The organism is Kribbella sp. NPDC051587 (assembly GCF_044453945.1).
Classification (GTDB): domain Bacteria; phylum Actinomycetota; class Actinomycetes; order Propionibacteriales; family Kribbellaceae; genus Kribbella.
The window spans coordinates 198,330-217,259 of record NZ_JBITDE010000010.1 but is presented as its reverse complement, the minus strand read 5'-3'; the positions used below and the strand labels follow the sequence as shown (position 1 = coordinate 217,259).

The window sequence follows — 18,930 nt, the reverse complement described above, 5'->3', positions numbered from 1 at the left end:
ACCCGCCCGTGAAACTCCTGGCCGCAGCTCTTGCCGTTGCCGCGGTGACCGCCGGTACGACGGCCGCCACCGCTGCACCTCCACCAGTGACCACCACCAACGCGATCTCGTCGAGCTTCGCCGACACCTTCGCCGACCCGTCGATCATCCAGGGCCGGGACGGCTACTGGTACGCCTACGCCACCTCGGACCCACTGGTCGCGAACGGCCCGTTCGGCCTGATGCACATGGCGCGGACCAAGGACTTCAGCTCCTGGGAGTACCTGGGCACGGTCTTCAACGACCAGACCAAGCCGTCCTGGGCGGCACCGGGCTCGTTCTTCTGGGCACCGGACATCCGGTACTTCGACGGCAAGTACGTCATGTACTTCACCGTCACAGACACCGCAGCCAACCCCGGCGGCGACTTTGCGATCGGCGTCGCGACTGCACCGACGCCGGCCGGACCGTGGACCGCTGGTGACGGTCCAGTGGTCACGCCGAAGTCGGACGGGAACGGTGGCTGGTACAACACCATCGACCCGGCGCTGCTGACCGCGGCCGACGGCAAGCGGTACATGTACTACGGCGGTTTCTATGGCGGCATCTCGGTCACCGAACTGTCCCCGGACGGTATGCATGCGGTTGGCGAACCGACCCAGGTGACGATCGGCGACCGCTACGAAGGCTCGTACGTCGTCTATCGCGACGGTTACTACTACCTGATGGCGTCGTCGATGAACTGCTGCGCCGGCCCGACGACCGGCTACTCGGTCTTCGCTGGTCGGTCTCGCTCGCCTAAGGGTCCGTTCCTGGACGCGGACGGTGTCGCGATGACGGAATCGCGCGTCGGCGGTACGACGGTCATCACGCAGAACGGCAACAAGTGGATCGGGCCCGGGCATCACGCGTTCATCACCGACGCGGCCGGTCAGGACCACATCGTCTACCACGCGATCGATCGCAACCAGGCCTGGTTGACCGACCCGTTCGGGATCAACCGGCGGCCGATGCTGATCGACAACATCGACTGGATCGACGGCTGGCCGCGGACCAGGGCCGGTGCCGGTCCGTCCGAGGGTCCGGTCCCGGCACCTGTCACCGGATCGGGTCTGGGGATCAACTCGACCGACCCGGCCGGCGGTCTGCTGTTCGCGTCGAGGCGCCCGGGCGATGCGCTCGGTGGTCCGACCGCAGCGATCGCCGGAGCCGCGCAGACCCGCAAGTCCGCTGCGGCTGGTTCGGTGCGGGTGGAGGCTGACGTTCGGTTGGGCTCTTCGTTCAGTACGGTGCTCGGTGGTCACCAGGTTGTGGCAACCGTGGCTCAGGGCAAGGTGACGGTCGCGGCAGGACGTCGTATGGCGTCTGCTGCGTTGCCGGCCGACTTCGACCGCTCGCAGTGGAACAAGCTGGTCGTCCAGGTGTCGGGCTCGACAGTGACCGCGCGCGTGAACGACGCCGGGCTGGGTGACGTGTACGCCGAGGCACAACTCGTCGTACCGGGGTTGAAGCTGAAGGCTGCGCCGGTGCGGTGGCTCGGTTCGGCCGAGGTCGACAACCTGACCGTGCGGCCGGTGGCAACGCCGGTACGACGGTTGGCCGCCGTACCGGAGACTGGGAAGCTGCTCGCGGGTGATGACTTCGGTGGTCCGCTCGGTGCGGAGTGGTCGTGGGTGCGTCCGGACGCGAAGGCGGTCGTTGCCGACGGCAAGCTGTCGTGGCCGTTGGAGAACGCGGACCTGGTCGGCTCCGGGAACAACGCAGGATTGCTGTTCCACAGCACGCCTGCCGGGGACAGCTGGATCGCGGAGACGAAGCTGCACCTCGATACGGGATCGGGGGATGTCCGCAACTACCAGCAGGCCGGGATGATCGCCTACCTGAACGACAACGACTTCGCGCGGCTCGGGAACGTGGCGATCTGGAAGACGCGGCAGATCGAGTACGGGCGTGAGCTGGTGGCGCGGGCGTCGGACGGCGCGACGAGCTACGGCGGTGCCGCGATCGGGCGGTCGGCGCCGACGCAGTGGATGCGGCTGGCGTACCACAAGAACGCGGCTGGTGAGCACGTCTACCGGGCGGGTACGAGCGTCGACGGCAAGCACTGGACCTGGGGTGCGTCGTGGGTGCTGTCGGCTCCGGCCAAGCTCGGGCTCTTCGCGCACGGCGAGTTCACCGGCGCGAACCCGCCGCCGGTGGCGACGTTCGACTACCTGCGGTTCTACGAGAGCAAGTGAGATGGAGGTCTACGGCGAGAACTTCGCCGACCCGTTCGTCCTGGCGGTAGCCGACGTGTTCTACGCGTTCGCGACGAACGGGCCGCTCGGCAACGTGCAAACCCTCAGGTCGGCGGACCTGAAGGTGTGGGAGCCCGTCGGCGACGCGCTCCCCACGTTGCCGGCGTGGACCACCCCCGGCCGCGTCTGGGCTCCCGAGGTAGTTGCCCACAGCCCCCATCGCTACCTGATGTACTACACCTCCGCCGACCCGGCCACCGGCCACCAGGCAGTCGGTGTCGCCGAGTCCGCGAACCCCGAAGGTCCCTATGTCGACAAATCGCCAAGTCCCCTGATCAGCCAAGCCGACGAGGGCGGCTCGATCGATGCGTCCCCCTTCCGCGACTGGCTCCTCTGGAAGAACGACGGCAACGCCATCGGTGTCGACACCTGGATCTACGCCCAACGCCTGACCGACGACGGCCTCGCCCGCACCGGCCCGTCGTACCGCCTGATCAAACAAGACCTCCCCTGGGAAGGCGCCCTCGTCGAGGCGCCCTACCTGGTCGAACGCAACGGCCGCTACCACCTCTTCTACTCAGCCAACGCCTTCGACCGCGCCGACTACGCAGTAGGCCACGCAGTCGGCCCGAGCCCCCTCGGACCCTTCACCAAGTCCGGCGACCCGATCCTCTCGGGTCCCGGCGGCCCCGGCCACAACATGGTCCTTCCGGTCGGCGAGCACGACTACTTCGTCTACCACGCCTGGGACCCGACCCAGGTTGGCAGCGACCCCCGCGGCCGCACCATGCACATCGCCGAACTCACCTGGTCCGGCGACACCCCCGTCGTACAGCCCTAGCTGCCGACCTGGGTCAGGACTTCGGTCAGGATCACAAGGGCCTGATGGAGGTCCTCTGTGGTGGGGGTGGCGTAGCCGATGACCAGGCCGGGTGGGCCTGGGGTGGAGCGGCGGTAGTCGGAGAGGGGGGCTACTGCGACGCCGGCTTCGCGGGCTTGGGCGGAGACTTTGCGGTCGTCGAGGTGGTCGGGCAGGAGGAGGGTGATGTGGAGGCCGGCGTCTTGGCCGATGATTCGGCCGTAGGGGGCGAGGACGGAACACGTGCGGGTACGGCGTTCGGCGTACCGGCGTCGGTGTTTGCGGATGGCGTGGTCGAGGTAGCCGTCGCGGAGCATGGCGAGGAGGGCGGCCTGCATCGGCCAGCCGGGCCAGTCGCCGGAGTTCGCGCGGAAGGTGGTGAGGCGGTCGACGGTGGGTTCGGAGGCGACGAGCCAGCCGAGGCGGAGGGCCGGGCTGAGGGTTTTGGAGAGCGTGCCGAGGTGGACGACGCGATCGAGGTCGAGCTGCGCGAGCGCCGGGAGTGGCGCGACGTCGAAGCGGAACTCGCTGTCGTAGTCGTCCTCGATCAGCATCGCGCCGGTACGGCGTGCCCACCGGATCAACTCGTTGCGTCGGGCAACGGGTAGCCGACCGCCGAGCGGATACTGGTGCGACGGCGTCACGTAGACCGCGGGCAGATCGTCGGTGAGCGCCGACACCTGCAGGCCGTCCCGATCGACCGGTACGTCGACTATCTCGAGCCGGTGGTCCGCCGCGGCGGCGACCGCGTTGAGATAGCCGGGGTCCTCGATCGCGATCCGGTCCCCGGGCTGTCGCGTCACCGCGAGCAACAGCCGCAGCCCGTGCACGGTCCCGTTCGTGACCAGGATGTTCTCCGGTCCGCACGCGATCCCGCGCACCCGGCCCACATGCTCGGCCAGCGCGCTTCGCAATGCCGGGAGGCCGGCGGCATCGTCGTACCCGCGAGGTGGTGACTGGGCGGAGACCTCCCGCCAGGCGCGGCGCCAGCCCGGATCCGGCGTCGGGTCGATGAACGGGATGCCGGGACGCAGCGTGAGCAGCTCAGCGGCCGGCGCCGGCCGAACCGTCGTACGGCGAGGCTCCGCCGGCCGCAGCGGCGCGACATCCGTGACGAAGGTCCCGGCCCCCGTCCGCCCCTCGATCCAGCCCTCCGCATGCAGCTGGTCATACGCCGCCTGCGCCACCGCCCGCGAAACCCCCAGCTGCCGCGCCACCTCCCGAGTCGACGGCAGCCGGTGTCCAGCCTGAAGGCGACCGTCCATCACCGCCGCCCGAAACTGCTCGGCCAGCTGCAGATGCAGCGCTGTTCCAGCACTGCGGTCGATCACGAGCGGGAGTGAACTCTCCACGAATGGACTACTCGATTCGCGTGGGAATGGACCGTGCCAGCATGCCACTCCGGCCGTCACGCTGGACATATGACCACGACGACGCCGCTGCAGCCGACCGCTCGGACCTCGTTGCGCCGGGAGAAGCATCGTGGCGCGACGGAGCGGGAGGCCCTGTACGACGTACTGGCCGAGGGGATGTTTTGTCACCTCGGTGTCGTGGTCGACGGTGCACCGCTGGTCCTGCCGACGGCGTACGGCGTGGACCTCGACCGTGGACCGGATGGGACGTTGTACCTGCACGGGTCGGTGGCGGCGCGCAGTGTGGTCGCCGCGCCGGACCAGACGGTGTGTGTGACGGTCACTCATGCGGACGGGCTTGTCCTGGCACGCTCGGCGTTCCATCACTCGGTCAACTACCGGTCGGCGGTGATCTTCGGCGTACCGCGGCTGATCACCGACCCGGAGGAGAAGCTGCACGGCCTGAACAGGATCGTTGACCACTTAGTCCCCGGTCGCTCCTCTGGCACGAGGGCGCCGAACCGCAAGGAGCTGGCCAAGACGTCGGTGCTCGCGCTCGACCTCACCGAGGCGTCCGTGAAGACCCGCTCCGGTGAGGCTAATGACGAACCCGAGGACGTGGACCTCCCGCACTGGACCGGCGTGGTCCCGCTCCGGGTCGTTGCCGACGAGCCGATCACCAACTCCGACTGCGATCTGCTGGTCCCCGCCCACGTCCGCACCCGGGCCAACCAACTCGGCGCACCCTCCTAAGCCGCCGTGCCCTTGTTGTAGCTCTTCTGCGCCCAGAAGTAGCCGACGATCGTGATCGCGATGCACCACGCGATCGCGAGCCAACCCGAGCCGGCGGAGGCCGGCGCACCGACGAGCAGGTGGCGCAGCGTCTCGATGATCGGCGTGAACGGCTGGTACTCGGCGAACCACCGGATGCCGCTCGGCATCGACTCCAGCGGCAGGAAGGTGTTGCTGAGGAAGGGCAGCACGAAGCTGATCGGCAGCACGATGTTGCTCGCGCCCTCGGCGGTCTTGCTGATCAGGCCGAGCGCGATCGCGAACCAGGTGAGCGCGATGGTGACCAGGATCAGCAACCCGGCGGCCAGTAGCCAGTCCACCAGGGAGGCGTTCGGGCGGAAGCCGATCAGGATCGCGAAGCCGATCACGAAGGCCAGGCTGATGGTGGTCAGTACGACGTTGCCCAGCACGTGCCCGGCCAGCACGGACGGCCGGTAGATCGCCATCGTGCGGAAGCGGGCGACGATGCCCTCGGTCATGTCGACGGCCGCGCCGATCGCGGGTGACATCGTCCCGGACGCGATCGACATCAACAGCAGACCTGGCGTGAGGAAGTTGAGGTAATCGAACCCGCCGCCACCGATCCCGGCCGAGAAGGTGTCGCCGAAGACGAGTCCGAACAGCAGCAGCATGATGATCGGCATCCCGACCGCACCGATCGCGAGCGACGGATAGCGCAGCGAGTGCCGCAGGTTGCGGCGCAGCATGGTGCCGGTGTCGGCCAGGGCGTACGACGTGGTGCTCATCAGCGGGCTACCTTCTCTTCGGAGTGGGTGACGGCGAAGAACACGTCGTCGAGGTCGGGGGTGTGGACGGTGAGTTCGCTGACGTCGACCGCGGCGGTCTCGATCCGGGCCAGCAGATCGCGCAGCGCGTGCACGCTGCCGTCGTTCGGCACCTGCAGCGTCAACGCATCCTGGTTGGGCAGCGCGGTCGGCAGCGCCTGACCAGCGCGGGTGAAGTCGTCCGGCGAGTTGAACCGGAGCTGGACGTGTCCACCGGGCACGAGCCGCTTGAGCTCCTCCGGCGTCCCCTGCGCGACCAGGCGACCGTGATCCAGTACGGCGATCCTGTCGGCCAACTGGTCGGCCTCTTCCAGGTACTGCGTGGTGAGCATGACCGTGACGCCACCGGCGACGAGCTCCCGGATCATCGTCCACATGCTGTGCCGGCTGCGCGGGTCGAGACCCGTGGTCGGCTCGTCGAGAAAGATGATCTGCGGACTGCCGACCAGCGTCATCGCCAGGTCGAGCCGGCGCTTCATGCCGCCGGAGTACGTCATCGCGAGCTTCGCTCCGGCGTCGACCAGGTCGAACTGCTCGAGCAGCTGGTCGGCCCGCTCCCGGCCGGCCGCGCGGCCGAGGTGGTACAGGTCGGCCATCATGATCAGGTTCTCCCGGCCGGTCAGCAGACCGTCGACCGCGGAGAACTGGCCGGTGACCCCGATCGCGGCGCGGACGGCGTCCGCATCGGCGTACAGGTCGTGTCCGGCCACCCGGATCTGGCCGGCATCGGCGGTGATCAGCGTGGACAGGATCTGGACCGCCGTCGTCTTGCCGGCGCCGTTCGGCCCGAGCAGGGCGAAGATGGTGCCTTGGGCAACGGTCAGGTCGATACCGTCGAGGACGAGCTTGTCGCCGTAGGACTTGTGCAGTCCGCGGGCTTCGATCGCTACGGGCATGACTGTTCCTGTTTCCGGGCAGGCTTGCGCCGCCCTGGGGTGTGGTGTGGGTGGAAAAGGGTGTGTTCGATCGGCCGAGCTACCTGGCAGGCATCGGCTGGGAGAGTGTGGGGGACTAGATGTCGAGGTCCTCCACCGCGGGCTGGTCGGCGGCCATCTCGACCAGTGCGTAGAGGTCCTCGGGGATCAGGTCACGCAGCTCCTCGACGGTGTCGACGACCTCGAGGGTTGCTTCGCCCTGGGCCATGCTCCAGGACTGGTCGGTGCTCCAGTTGCCGACCCAGGAGCGCCAGCCGGTCAGGTACTTCTCGTCGTCACCGCTCTGGGTGAACTGCTTGCTGCGATCGGCGTGCAGCACGAACTTTCCGGTCCGGCTGCGGTACACCTTGAAGGCCTCGTAACCGGAACTGCTGGATCGGCCACCCTCGGCGAGCAGCACTCCGGAGAACCGTTGCTTGCGTCCGGAGCCGCGACCGACCCGGACGGTGATCTCGTCGTACCCCGCGAGCCGGCCTTCCTCCAGCTCGACGTACTTGCGCAGGGCGATCGAGATCGCCGAGGACAGGTTGCCGGCCAGCTCCTGCGCGCGCTTGTAGAGCGCCAGGTCGTCGTCCGACACGTAGATCGTCTTGTTCGGCATAAGTACAACTATACGCATAGCTGTACGTAGAGCGCCAGATCGAGATGAACGGTGTGGAAACAGTGGGCACCCAAACCCGTTTTATCCACAGATTTCGGCCAGTTCGCGGTGGAAACGGTGGAAAACCTGGGCTCAACCTGGGGATAAGTCGGCCAAAACGGTGTGCACAGCTGGGGATACGGGTGTGGATAACTCCGACGAACGGCTGTGATCTAAGGTAAGGCTTGCCTTATTTTCCCCTGTGAAGGAGTGGCCCGATGGCGCTTTCCCGGCGCAGCCTGTTGCTCGGAGCGGGAGCCGTCGTGCTCACCGCCTGCTCCAACTCGAAGGACCAGCCGCCCGCCACGACCGGCCCCTGGGAGTTCACCGACGACCGCGGGGTGAAGATCACCCGGCCGTCCCGCCCGGCGACGCTGGTCGCCCAGCTCTCGTCCGCCGCCGCGCTGTGGGACCTCGGCCTGCGTCCGGTCGGCACGTTCGGCCAGTCCAAGAAGCCCGACGGCACCGCCTCGGACCTGGCCGGCAACGTCGATGTCACCAAGGTGACCTCGATCAGCGAGACGTACGGCGAGTTCGGCCTGGAGAAGTTCGCCGCGCTGAAGCCCGACCTGCTGATCGCCCCGACCTACCTCACGACGGAGCTCTGGTACGTCCCGAAGGAATCGACCGCCGGGATCGCGGCGATCTGCCCGTCGCTCGGTATCGAGCACCAGCTGCACTCCGTCGACACCGTGATCGACCGGTACGTCGCTCTCGCGACCGCGCTCGGCGCGGACCTGAAGGCCGCGCCGGTGGTCAAGGCCAAGGAGGAGTTCGGCGCCGCGTCGAAGGCGGTCACCGACCAGGCCGCCCAGCAGAAGGGACTCAAGGTCCTGTTCCTGTCCGGGGGTGCCGACGGCCTCTATTTCGGCAACCCGGCCGCGTTCATGGGGCTGTCGCAGTTGCAGAAGCTCGGCGTCGGGTTCGTCGTCCCCAAGGTCGACCCGGCCAAGCCGACCTGGGAGAGCGTGTCCTGGGAGCTCGCCGACAAGTACCCCGCCGACGTCATCCTGTACGACGGGCGCAACACCGAGCCGTATCTCACCGACGCGGCCAAATACCCCACGTTCGCCCGGCTGCCCGCCGTACGGGCGAAGCAGGTCTTCGCGTTCAACCCGGAGACTCCGCCGAGCTGGGCGCAGTTCGCGCCCGTGTTCCGTCAGTTCACCACGAATCTCGGCACGGTGCGCCCCGTGGCCGGCTGAGGTCCGTGCTTCAGGAGGAGGTCAGACCCACTGGGTGGAGACGACGAAGCCCAGCGCGATCAGGCCCATGCCGACCAGCAGGTTCCAGTTGCCGAGGTCCTTCATCAGCGGCACGTCCTGGCCGGCGACGTAGAAGACGACCAGCCAGGCGAGGCCGAGCAGCCAGGAAGCCAGCATCAGCGGAGCCACCCACACCCGGCTCTGTGTGCGCGGCTGCTTCGGCGTCTTCTCGGTCTTGACCTTGTCGGTCTTCTTCTTGTTACGGCTGCTCGACTCGGGCACGGCTGAACTCCTTGTAAGGACGCATAAGCTGACCTCTTGAGGGCCAGGAGGCACGGACCTGTCGGGTCCGGTCCCGGGTTAGCGTAGTGCAGAGAGCGATCTGGAGGTGACTGGTGCGTCAGTGGAAGCGGATTTCGCTGTGGCGGGCAGGGGTGCCGTTGGCCCTGCTGTGCGCCGGTCTGCTGTTCGCGACCAGTGCCACCAGCGCCCGCGGGACCGATCTGCGCCCCAGCCGGAACACCACCCTGGCCGGGCTGGTGGAGGAGCAGAGCCGCCGCAGCGCGGCCCTGGTCCGGCAGCACGCCACGCTCACCCAGGACATCGAGAAGCTGCAGACGCAGCAAGGTTCGATCGATCCGAAGGTGGCCCAGCGGCTCAAGAACCTGTCCGACGCGGTCGGCATCACGCCGGTGACCGGTCCCGGGCTGACCGTGACGCTCAAGGACGCGCCGAAGGAAGTGGTCCGGGACAACCCGGACGTCGACGCCGACTGGCTGGTCATCCACCAGCAGGACATCCAGGCCGTGGTGAACGCGCTCTGGGCCGGCGGCGCGGAGGCGCTCTCGATCCAGAACCACCGGGTCATCTCGACGACCGGGATCAAGTGCGTCGGCAACTCGGTCGTCCTCCACGGCGTTCCGTATCTCCCGCCGTACAAGATCACGGCGATCGGCGACCGGCGGAAGCTGCAGCAGGCGCTGGACGACTCGAAGTACATCGAGAACCTGCAGGACTACGTGGTGAAGTTCCAGCTCGGGTACGACGTGAAGTCCGAGTCGGCGATCGCGATGCCGGCCTACGAAGGCACCCTGGACCTGCAGAGCGCGGCCGTGCCCGGGTTCGACCGGACACCCACCGTGAGCCCGACGGCCACGGGCGGCCGCTGAGCCTGTCAGAATGGACCGCATGCCGCGGATCCTCGTCGTCGACAACTACGACTCGTTCGTCTACAACCTCGTGCAGTACCTGCAGCAGTTGCAGGCCGAGACCATTGTGCTGCGCAACGACGAGGTCACTCCTGACCAGGTCACGGCGTACGACGGGGTGCTGCTCTCCCCCGGTCCCGGCACCCCGGAAGAGGCCGGTGCCTGTGTGGACATCGTCAAGGAGGCCGGCGGCGAGGTGCCGATCTTCGGCGTCTGCCTCGGGCTGCAGGCGATCGGCGTCGCGTACGGCGGTGTCGTCGGCCGCGCGGATGAGCTGCTGCACGGCAAGACCAGCCAGGTGTTCCACGAGGGCGCCGGTGTACTGAGCGGGCTGCCGTCGCCGTTCACCGCGACCCGCTACCACTCGCTGGCCATCGAGCAGGACACCGTGCCTGACGAGCTGCAGGTGACGGCCCGGACCGAGGCCGGCGTGATCATGGCTGCCCGGCACCGCGACCTGCCGGTGGAGGGCGTCCAGTTCCACCCCGAGTCCGTGCTCACCGAGGGCGGTCACCGGATGCTCGCCAACTGGCTCGAGATGTGCGGCGACCCCGAGGCAGTCGAGCGCTCGGCCGGCATGGCCCCGCTCGTCAGCTGACCTGGAGGCGCTCCCTTGTTCCACCTGGACCACATGGCGCTGGCCGTCCCGGACTTCTCCGACGGCGTCCGGCGGCTGGCCGAAGCGACCGGGCTCGGTAACTACGAAGGCGGGGTGTTCGCCGGCGGCGGCCTGAGCAACTGGATCTTTCCGCTGGGCGGCGACGTGTACCTGGAGGTGGAGGGTGTCACCGGCGCCGTCGAGGGCCCGGCCGAGCTGTTCCAGCGGGCCACTGCCGATGGTTCCGACCGGTGGATGTTCTGGTGCCTGCGCGCGGACACCCGCGAGGAGTTGGACGAGGTCGCCGCGCGGCTGGGCAGCGAGGTCCAGGTCCGGCCGGGACGTCGCGAACCCGACGGAACCCAGCGGATTGTCACCAACACGCCGTCCGGCGAGGTGGCGCGCTTGGCCCGGCAGCAAGGCTTGCCGAACTGGTACTTCCGCGACGATCCGGACAAGAACCCGGCTCGCCGCGCGGTGACAGGCCGCCGTACGGCGGAAGGTGTGGCCTGGCTGGAGGTGGCCGGCGATCGCGAGCTGTTCCGTGAACACATCGGCGCGGACACCTTCGATGCGCTGCCACTGCGGTTCGTCCCCGGCGATCCAGGACTGCACGCGGTCGCGGTCCGGACCGCCGACGGCGAGGAGATCGTGATCCGGCGCGCGCCGACGACGTACTGAACAAACAAAAGCCCCTGCGAACCCGGAGTTCGCAGGGGCTTTGCCGTTCCGTCAGCCGCCGATGATCGGCGTGTTCGTCGGGTCGCTCGGGTCGCCACTCGGATCCCCGGTCGGCGGGGTATCCGGCAGCCGGTTGATGGTCAGCGTGATCGTGCTGCCCTTCGGTGCCGTCTTGCCACCCTCGACGCTCTGCGCGAGCACGGTGCCGTCGGGCGAGTTCGGGTCCTCGCCGTACTTCTGGCCGGGGACGAAGCCCTTGGCCTTCAGCTGGGCGATCGCGTCGTCGGCCGACGCGGTCAGCAGGTTCGGTACCTCGACCATCACCTTGCCGCTGGACACGGTCAGCGTGAACGTCGTACCGGATCCGTACTTCTTGCTCGGGTCCGGGCTGATGTCGAGCACGGTGCCGGCCGGCTTGTCGGAGTCCTGCTCGACATTCTTGTCCGCGACCTTGAACGCACCGGGCGCGCCCTCGATCTTGGACCGGGCCTTGCCCTCCGACAGACCGATCACGTCCGGCACGCCGAATTCCTGCTGACCGGAGGAGAAGACCACCGTGACGGTCGAGTTCTCCTCGGCCTCCGTGCCGGATGACGGCGTGGACGAGATGGCCTTGCCCTTGTCGACGGTCTGGCTCGGGACCGAGTCACCCTGCGCGAACACCAGCTTGACCTCCGCCAGCTTCGCCTTGGCCTGCGCGGTGGTCAGCCCGCTGACATCAGGTACGGCGACCTTGTTCGCCACCGGGGTGCTGGCCGAGCCGCCGCCGGGGTTGTCGCCCTTGTTCCCCTGGTGGTTGATCAGCGCGTAGCCACCGATCGCGATCGCGACGATCGCCAGGCCGAGCAGGAAGTAGGCCAGACCGCGGTTACGACGGGCCCGGGCGTCCGCGATCTCGTCGTCGCCACCACCGGGCGGCAGCAGGTCGTCGCCGGTCTGCCGGAACGCCTGGGTCGCCGCGGCGGGCGCGACCCGGGTCGGAGCCATCGCGCGGGTCTCGGCGACCGCGGCCATCGGCGCGGTCACCTGCTGGCCGGCGAGCACGCGGTGCAGGTCCTGGCGCATCTCGTTCGCGCTCTGGTAACGCTCGTCGCGGTTCTTCACCAGCGCCTTGAGGACGACGGCGTCGACCTCCGGCGGGATGTCGGGATCGAACGACGACGGCGGCAGCGGCTGCTCCCGGACATGCTGGTAGGCCACCGACACCGGCGACTCACCGACGAACGGCGGCCGGCCGACGAGCAGTTCGTAGAGCAGGCAGCCGGTCGAGTACAGGTCGGAGCGGGCGTCCACGGTCTCACCGCGGGCCTGCTCGGGCGACAGGTACTGCGCCGTACCGATGACGGCCGCGGTCTGGGTCATGTCCGACGTCGTGTCGGCGACCGCGCGGGCGATGCCGAAGTCCATCACCTTGACCTGACCCTGCGGGGTCAGCATCACGTTGCCGGGCTTGATGTCGCGGTGCACGATGCCGGCCCGGTGGCTGTAGTCGAGCGCCTCGAGCACACCGGAGGTGATCTCCAGGGCGCGCTCGGGCATGATCTTGCGGCCCTCGCGGATCAGGTCACGCAGGGTCTTGCCGGTCACCAGCTCCATCACGATGTACGGGATGGTGATGCCGGAGCCGTTCGGGTCCGGCTCCTCGCCGGTGTCGTAGACCGAGACGATCGTCGGGTGGTTCAGCGAGGCGGCCGACTGGGCCTCCCGCCGGAATCTCGCCTGGAAGGTCGAGTCGCTGGCCAGGTCGACCCGCAGCCGTTTGATCGCGACGGCTCGGCCGAGCCGGTTGTCGATCCCCCGGCGCACTTCGGCCATGCCGCCGCGGCCGAGCGGTTCGCCTTCTTCGTACCGGCCGCCGACGAGACGTGCCTGCGATGTCATGACCTCAGCCTTCCAACCTGTCCGGAAACACACTCAATTTGCCCACGGTAGCGGCCGCCACCAGTGGATCCCCGTTGGAAAGACGCTCTGTGCACGCATCATTCCGTATGGTGCTCATCGCTGGAGCACCGCCTCCATCACCGCTTTCGAGATCGGCGCGGCCAGCGCGCCACCGGCGATGTCGTTGCGCGCGACGTCGGCCGACTCGATCATCACCGCGACCGCGATCTGCGGGTCGTTGGCCGGCGCGAACGCCGTGAACCAGGCGAACGGCGGGCGCTCGGGCGAGGTCTGCGCCGTACCGGTCTTGCCGGCCACCTCGATGCCGTCGATCTGGCCCTTCTTACCGGTGCCGTTCTTGACCACGTCGATCATCATGCCGGTCAGCTGCGCCGCGACCTCGGGCGTCACCGCCTGGTGCAGCGACTCCGGCTTGGTCTCGGAGACCGTCTTCAGGTTCGCGGTCTTCACGCTCTGGACCAGGTAGGGCTTCATCACCTCGCCCTTGTTCGCGATCCCGGCGGCGACCATCGCCATCTGCAGCGGCGTCGCGCGGACGTCGAACTGGCCGATCGCGGACTGCGCGGTCTGCGGCTGGTTCGGGTCCGCGGGGAACGCGCTGGCCACACCGGACAGCTCCGGCAGTTGGCGCTCGCCGAAGCCGAACTTCGCCGCCTGGTCGCGGAGCGCGTCCGCGCCGAGCGTCATGCCGACGCTGCCGAAGGCGGTGTTGCAGGAGTAGCGCAGCGCGATCGTCAGGGTCGCGTTGTTGCTGCCGCCGCAGTTCTTGCGGTCCTCGTTCACCAACGGGGTGGTGGTCTGCGGGAGCGGCAGCTCGGCCGGCGAGTTGACCTTGGTCTCCGGCGTGTACTGGCCGCTGGAGAGCGCGGCCGCGGCGGTGACCAGCTTGAACGTCGAGCCGGGCGGGTAGGTCTCGCGGGCGGCCCGGTTCAGCGCCGGCTTGTCCGGGTCCTTGGCCAGCTTGTTCCAGTAGGCCTGTGCCTTGTCCAGGTCGTGCGATGCGAGCTGGTTCGGGTCGTACGACGGGGTGCTCGCCAGGGCCAGGATCTTGCCGGTCTTCGGCTCGATCGCGACGACCGCGCCCTTCTTGTCGCCCAGTCCCTTGTACGCCGCCATCTGGGCGGCCCCGTTCAGCGTCAGACCGACGCTGGCCCCCTGCTGCGGACGGTTGCTGATCACGTCGATGATCCGGCGGAAGGCCAGCGACGGGTCGGAACCGTTCAGCTCCGAGTTCTGGTTCAGCTCGATCCCGGCCCGGCCGAACACGTAGGAGTAGTAGCCCGTGATCGGGGCGTAGACCGGTCCGTTGGAGTAGGTGCGCTGGTACTTGTAGCGGTCGTTCACCGGATCGCTCTTCGCGATCGGGCTGTTGGTCCCGATCAGGATCGGGCCGCGGTCGATCGAGAACTGTGAGTCCTGCACCCGCCGGTTGTTGTTCTTCCCGTTGATCTCGTTGGACCGGAACGCCTGCAGGTACGTCGAGTTCGCCATCAGGGCGAGCATCAGCACCATCGCCGCCACCGCGAGTTTTCGGATTGCCGCATTCACTGCTTCTGCACCGCCATCGCGATCGTTTCGTCGGACACTGGGGCGGCTGGGGTCTGGGGGCGGCGGGCCTGGTCGCTGATCCGCAGCAGCAGCGCGATGATCGCCCAGTTCGCGACCAGCGACGTACCGCCCAGGGCCATGAACGGGGTGGCCAGACCGGTCAGCGGGATCAGGCCGGTGACACCGCCGACGATCACGAAGACCTGCAGCGAGAACGACATCGCCAGACCGGTCGCGACCAGCTTGCCGAAGATGTCCCGGCAGCCGAGCGCCGTCCGCAGGCCGCGCTCGATGATCAGCGTGTAGACGAGCAGGATCGCGATCAGCCCGGTCAGCCCGAGCTCCTCGGCCATCGAGGAGATGATCATGTCGCTGTTGGAGTAGAGCGTCCGGAACGGCTGGCCCTGGCCGAGACCGCGGCCGAGGATGCCGCCCCAGGCCTGACCCATCAGGCCGCCGGCGATCTGACCGCCGTCGATCGAGAACGGGTCCAGCCAGTCGTCGATCCGCTTGGTGACGTGCCCGAAGGTCTGGTAGGCGAAGTACGCGCCGGCCACGAACAGCAGGCCACCGATGATCAGCCAGCCGGCCCGCTCGGTCGCGACGTACAGCAGGAACAGGAACAGGCCGAAGAACAGCAGCGAGGAGCCGAGGTCGCTCTCGAAGACCAGGACCCCCAGGCTGACCAGCCAGGCGATCAGGATCGGGCCGAGGTCACGGGCCCGCGGCAGGTCCAGACCGAGGAACCGGCGACCGGCCAGCGTCAGCACGTCGCGCTTCACGACCAGGTAGCCGGCGAAGAAGATGACCAGGCAGACCTTGGCGAACTCACCGGGCTGGAACGACATCCCGGCGACCCGGATCCAGATCGAGGCGCCGTTGATGTTCGCGCCGATGCCCGGCACGAGCGGCAGGATGAGCAGGACCAGACCGACCAGGCCGAGCGTGTAGGTGAAGGCCTGCAGCCGGCGGTGGTCGCGGATGACGATGATCACCGCGACGAACAGCAGCACTCCGACCGCGGTCCAGGTGATCTGCTGCGGTGCGAACGGGACGCCCTTGTCCCTGCCGATCGTCGGCAGGCCGAGGTCGATCCGGTGGATCATCGCGACGCCGAGGCCGTTCAGCAGCACCGCGCACGGCAGGATCACCGGATCCGCGTACGGTGCCCGGAAGCGCAGCGCGAGATGGGCGATCAGGGCGAGGACGCCGATCCCGGCGGCGTACGGTCCGGTACTCGCCGGGACACCGCCCTGGGCGGTGATGCCGATGTTCACATAGGCGCCGACCGAGATCCCGACGGCGATCAGGAGCAGGAACAGCTCCACCCCGCGCCGGGTGCGCGGGATGATCTGGATGACCGACGTGGAGGCAATGCTCATTTGACGCCGTCGCAGTCGTCCGGGTTGGCCTCGCCGGCCGGAGTGCTCGGCGTACCGGACGGGGCCTTCGTCGGCGCGGTGGTCGGCGCCTTCGAGACCGGCCCCTTCGAGGCGGGTGGCTTGGTGGGCGTCGTGCTCGGCTTGGGCGTCGGCGTGAGCTTCTTGGCGCACTCCTCGGCAGTGCGCTGCAGCTCGCTCACGATCGCGCGGGCGCCGGACAGATCGTCAGCCTCGATGTTGCTCTCCACTTGCTGGCGGTTGTACGTCGGGAGTTTGTCCACCTGCAGCTGCTGCTTCTCGTACACCTTCGTCAGGTTCAGGCCGGGAATCTCCGCGTCCACACCCTGATAGATCGCCACGAAGCCACCGTCGGCGCCGACGTAGTACTGGTCCTGGGTCCACCGATACCCGATCCAGCCGGCGCCACCGAGCAGACCGAGGATGATCACCACTGCCACGATGCGGCGCAGCCATGGGAACCGCTTCGGTGGCCGGGGTGCGTAGCGCAGCTCCTCGGGGTCGAGGGCGCGACCGCGACCGCTGCCACCGCTGTTGCTGCCACCGGGGACCAGCGTGGTCGCCTCACCGCGACCGGTGCCGCCCTGGGCGAGCTCGGCCGCGGCCCCGACCAGCTGCGGCGTGGTGCCGCTGGCCGGTGCGGTCTCGACCACGTCGGCCACGACACAGGTGATGTTGTCGTTCGAGCCGGCTTCGAGCGCGTGGGTGATCAGCTCGACGACGACCGAGTCCGGCGTACCGTCGGCCATCGAGGCGGCGATCACCTCGGCGGCGACGTAGTCCGGCAGGCCGTCGCTGCACAGCATCAGGCGGTCGCCCGCCTGGACGTCCAGGATCTGCAGGTCGGGATCGGAGTCCGGGCGGCCGTCCAGCACCCGCAGGATCAGGTTGCGGTGCGGGTGGGTGAAGGCCTCCTCCTGGGAGATCCGGCCCTCGTCGACCAGCGACTGCACGAAGGTGTGGTCGTGGCTGAGCTGGTAGAGCAGGCCGTCCCGCATCCGGTACGCGCGGGAGTCGCCGAGGTGGGCCAGGCCGAGCTGCCGACCGTCGAACATCAGCGCGGTCACGGTGGACCCCATGCCCTCGCGCTCGGGGTCCTCCTCGACCAGCTCGGACAGCCGCTCGTTGGCCCGGTGCACGGCGCCGGCCAGCGCCTCGATCATGTCCTCGCCGCCGATGGTGGCGGTGTCGAGCCGCCGGATCACCTGGACCGCCGCCGCGCTGGCCACCTCACCGGCTGCCGCGCCACCCATTCCATCGGCGAGCAGCAGCAGGTGCGGACCGGCGTACGCCGAGTCCTCGTTGTTGCGGCGCACCCGTCCGACATCGGACAGTGCGGCGTAGTCGAGCGACAGGGTCATCGAGGCAGGCCTACTTCGCGATGTTCAGCGTCGTCCGGCCGATCCGGATCGAGCCACCGATCTCGGCCGGCACCGGGCGGGTCACCCGCTGGCCGTCCAGGTACGTCCCGTTGGTGGAGCCGAGATCCTCGACCCACCACTGACCCTCGGACAGGAACAGCCGCGAGTGCCGGGTGGAGGAGTAGTCGTCGTCGAGCCGGATCTGGCAGTCCGAGCCACGGCCGATCACGACGGGCTCCTCGACCAGGGTCGCGCCGACCCCCGCCTGCGGCCCGTCGGCGATCGTCACCGAGCCGGGCAGGCCCTTGCGCTTCTTCACCGGCTTGGCCGGCTTCGGGGTCCGGGCCGTCGCCGGTACGACGGCCGCCGCGGCCCGGCTGTCCACCTTCGCGCCGAACAGGTCGGAGCGAATCACGGACAGCACGGCCAGGACGAACATCCACAGCAGGGCCAGGAACCCCAGTTTGATCAGGGTCAGCGTCAGTTCCGACATGGTGGTGCGGTCACCACCCGCTGCTCGGCGGCTGAGGCATCGGCTCGTCCGCCAGCCGCAACGTCATGGTGGTGTTGCCGATCCGGACGGTCGAGCCGTCGACCAGCTCGACCTCGGCCGCCCGACGGCCGTTCACCAGCGTGCCGTTGGTCGACCCGAGGTCCACCAGCACCACCCGGATCCCGCCGTTGCCCTCGGGCATCAGCCGGATCTCCGCGTGCCGCCGGGACACCCCGGGGTCGTTGATCTGGATGTCCGCGTCGGTGCCACGGCCGAGCACGACGCCCGGCGGGTTGACCGGCCGGCGACGCCCGTTGACCTCGAGCATCACCTGCGGGTGGCCGCTGCGCTGTGGCTGCGGTACGGGCGGTGGGGGGACCGGGGCGCTCTGCAGCACCGTCTGGCCGTCGTTCGGCGGCACGTAGGGCTCCTGCTGGTAGGGCTGCTCATAGGACGGGCTCCGCCGTTGTGGTGTCCCGACGGTTGCACTGACCACCCGGAACTTACCGGTCGGGAGGTCGTCCTGCTGGGTCAGCTCGATCTCGATCGGCCCGGAGAACGTGTACCGCTGGATGTCGGCATGGTCCCGGAGCTCGTTGGACAGCTCGTGGTTGAGGGTCCGGCCGTACGCGTTCAGGCGCTCGAAATCGCCCGGGCCCAGTTCGATGGTGAAGTGATTCGGCACCAGCCGCCGGTCCCGGGACAGGATCCGGGCGGTGTTGTCGATCTCACGCTTGAGCGCCGCGGCCAGCTCGATCGGCTCGACGTCGCCCTTGAACGCACGCGCGAAGACACCGCTCACGATGCCCTCCAGACGTCGCTCGAAGCGCTGCAGCGGTCGCACGCCTCCTCCTCCACGGTCGGTCCACGGTCCGTATCCACCGGTCGTGGCGGACACACCGGGTACGACGATCGATCGTAACGGGAGGTTCGACCGAACCCGCAATGTGAAGCA

At 68.5% G+C, this 18,930-nt stretch carries 18 protein-coding genes; 7 read left to right on the top strand and 11 right to left on the bottom strand.

Features of this window, described 5'->3' with window-relative positions; all coding sequences use genetic code 11:
• Positions 1 to 8 precede the first annotated feature (8 nt).
• Both ACIA49_RS30495 and ACIA49_RS30490 read left to right on the top strand, forming a co-directional pair.
• Positions 9 to 2,216: a family 43 glycosylhydrolase gene (locus tag ACIA49_RS30495; RefSeq protein ID WP_396381101.1), complete on the top strand. Its 2,208-nt coding sequence runs from the start codon at positions 9 to 11 to the stop codon at positions 2,214 to 2,216.
• Position 2,217: 1 nt separating this feature from the next.
• Positions 2,218 to 3,057 carry a glycoside hydrolase family 43 protein gene (locus ACIA49_RS30490; RefSeq protein ID WP_396381100.1) on the top strand — a complete coding sequence of 280 codons (840 nt, stop codon included), beginning with the start codon at positions 2,218 to 2,220 and terminating at the stop codon, positions 3,055 to 3,057.
• Here the strand turns inward: ACIA49_RS30490 and ACIA49_RS30485 are convergent.
• Positions 3,054 to 4,427, bottom strand: coding sequence for a PLP-dependent aminotransferase family protein (locus ACIA49_RS30485; RefSeq protein ID WP_396381098.1), 1,374 nt, complete (start codon positions 4,425 to 4,427; stop codon positions 3,054 to 3,056). The two genes, ACIA49_RS30490 and ACIA49_RS30485, sit on opposite strands and share 4 nt — an antisense overlap.
• 69 nt (positions 4,428 to 4,496) lie before the next feature.
• Here ACIA49_RS30485 and ACIA49_RS30480 point away from each other — a divergent pair, with 69 nt between their 5' ends.
• Positions 4,497 to 5,180 carry a pyridoxamine 5'-phosphate oxidase family protein gene (locus tag ACIA49_RS30480; protein ID WP_396381097.1) on the top strand — a complete coding sequence of 228 codons (684 nt, stop codon included), beginning with the start codon at positions 4,497 to 4,499 and terminating at the stop codon, positions 5,178 to 5,180.
• Here the strand turns inward: ACIA49_RS30480 and ACIA49_RS30475 are convergent.
• The 3 genes from ACIA49_RS30475 to ACIA49_RS30465 form a co-directional block, all read right to left on the bottom strand.
• On the bottom strand, positions 5,177 to 5,965 hold the full coding sequence (locus ACIA49_RS30475; RefSeq protein ID WP_396381096.1) for an ABC transporter permease: 789 nt from the start codon (positions 5,963 to 5,965) through the stop codon (positions 5,177 to 5,179). The genes ACIA49_RS30480 and ACIA49_RS30475 overlap by 4 nt on opposite strands.
• Positions 5,965 to 6,900, bottom strand: coding sequence for an ATP-binding cassette domain-containing protein (locus ACIA49_RS30470; protein WP_396381095.1), 936 nt, complete (start codon positions 6,898 to 6,900; stop codon positions 5,965 to 5,967). Before ACIA49_RS30470 ends, ACIA49_RS30475 begins: the two co-directional genes overlap by 1 nt.
• 115 nt (positions 6,901 to 7,015) lie before the next feature.
• Positions 7,016 to 7,540, bottom strand: a complete 525-nt coding sequence (locus tag ACIA49_RS30465; RefSeq protein WP_396381094.1) for an EXLDI protein — start codon at positions 7,538 to 7,540, stop codon at positions 7,016 to 7,018.
• Between the two features lie 257 nt (positions 7,541 to 7,797).
• Here ACIA49_RS30465 and ACIA49_RS30460 point away from each other — a divergent pair, with 257 nt between their 5' ends.
• Positions 7,798 to 8,784, top strand: a complete 987-nt coding sequence (locus tag ACIA49_RS30460) for an ABC transporter substrate-binding protein (RefSeq protein WP_396381093.1) — start codon at positions 7,798 to 7,800, stop codon at positions 8,782 to 8,784.
• 21 nt (positions 8,785 to 8,805) lie between these two features.
• Here the strand turns inward: ACIA49_RS30460 and ACIA49_RS30455 are convergent, their stop codons facing one another.
• Positions 8,806 to 9,066, bottom strand: a complete 261-nt coding sequence (locus ACIA49_RS30455; RefSeq protein ID WP_396381091.1) for a cell division protein CrgA — start codon at positions 9,064 to 9,066, stop codon at positions 8,806 to 8,808.
• A 113-nt stretch (positions 9,067 to 9,179) separates the two neighbouring features.
• On the opposite strand from ACIA49_RS30455, the gene ACIA49_RS30450 reads away from it, so the two are divergent.
• The 3 genes from ACIA49_RS30450 to ACIA49_RS30440 are packed head-to-tail and all read left to right on the top strand — an operon-like array spanning position 9,180 to position 11,271.
• Positions 9,180 to 9,953 (top strand): DUF881 domain-containing protein, encoded by a 774-nt coding sequence (locus ACIA49_RS30450; RefSeq protein WP_396381090.1) that lies wholly within the window; start codon positions 9,180 to 9,182, stop codon positions 9,951 to 9,953.
• A 19-nt stretch (positions 9,954 to 9,972) separates the two neighbouring features.
• A complete protein-coding gene (locus ACIA49_RS30445) occupies positions 9,973 to 10,590 on the top strand; it encodes an aminodeoxychorismate/anthranilate synthase component II (RefSeq protein ID WP_396381088.1) in 618 nt (205 codons plus the stop codon).
• 15 nt (positions 10,591 to 10,605) lie between these two features.
• Complete coding sequence (locus ACIA49_RS30440; RefSeq protein WP_396381086.1) at positions 10,606 to 11,271, top strand: VOC family protein; 666 nt, start codon at positions 10,606 to 10,608, stop codon at positions 11,269 to 11,271.
• A gap of 51 nt (positions 11,272 to 11,322) precedes the next feature.
• Here the strand turns inward: ACIA49_RS30440 and pknB are convergent, their stop codons facing one another.
• The 6 genes from pknB to ACIA49_RS30410 all read right to left on the bottom strand — a co-directional run bounded on the left by pknB (position 11,323) and on the right by ACIA49_RS30410 (position 18,819).
• Entirely contained in the window at positions 11,323 to 13,152 is a 1,830-nt protein-coding gene (gene pknB, locus ACIA49_RS30435; RefSeq protein WP_396381085.1) for a Stk1 family PASTA domain-containing Ser/Thr kinase, read from the bottom strand.
• A gap of 114 nt (positions 13,153 to 13,266) precedes the next feature.
• Positions 13,267 to 14,721, bottom strand: coding sequence for a peptidoglycan D,D-transpeptidase FtsI family protein (locus tag ACIA49_RS30430; protein WP_396381083.1), 1,455 nt, complete (start codon positions 14,719 to 14,721; stop codon positions 13,267 to 13,269).
• Positions 14,718 to 16,103 (bottom strand): FtsW/RodA/SpoVE family cell cycle protein, encoded by a 1,386-nt coding sequence (locus ACIA49_RS30425; protein ID WP_396381082.1) that lies wholly within the window; start codon positions 16,101 to 16,103, stop codon positions 14,718 to 14,720. Before ACIA49_RS30425 ends, ACIA49_RS30430 begins: the two co-directional genes overlap by 4 nt.
• Positions 16,100 to 17,482, bottom strand: coding sequence for a PP2C family protein-serine/threonine phosphatase (locus ACIA49_RS30420; RefSeq protein WP_396381080.1), 1,383 nt, complete (start codon positions 17,480 to 17,482; stop codon positions 16,100 to 16,102). The genes ACIA49_RS30425 and ACIA49_RS30420 overlap by 4 nt, the downstream gene beginning before the upstream one ends.
• Positions 17,483 to 17,492: 10 nt before the next feature.
• Positions 17,493 to 17,975 carry an FHA domain-containing protein gene (locus ACIA49_RS30415; protein ID WP_396381078.1) on the bottom strand — a complete coding sequence of 161 codons (483 nt, stop codon included), beginning with the start codon at positions 17,973 to 17,975 and terminating at the stop codon, positions 17,493 to 17,495.
• 10 nt (positions 17,976 to 17,985) lie between these two features.
• Positions 17,986 to 18,819 carry an FhaA domain-containing protein gene (locus tag ACIA49_RS30410; RefSeq protein WP_396381076.1) on the bottom strand — a complete coding sequence of 278 codons (834 nt, stop codon included), beginning with the start codon at positions 18,817 to 18,819 and terminating at the stop codon, positions 17,986 to 17,988.
• Positions 18,820 to 18,930: the final 111 nt, after the last annotated feature.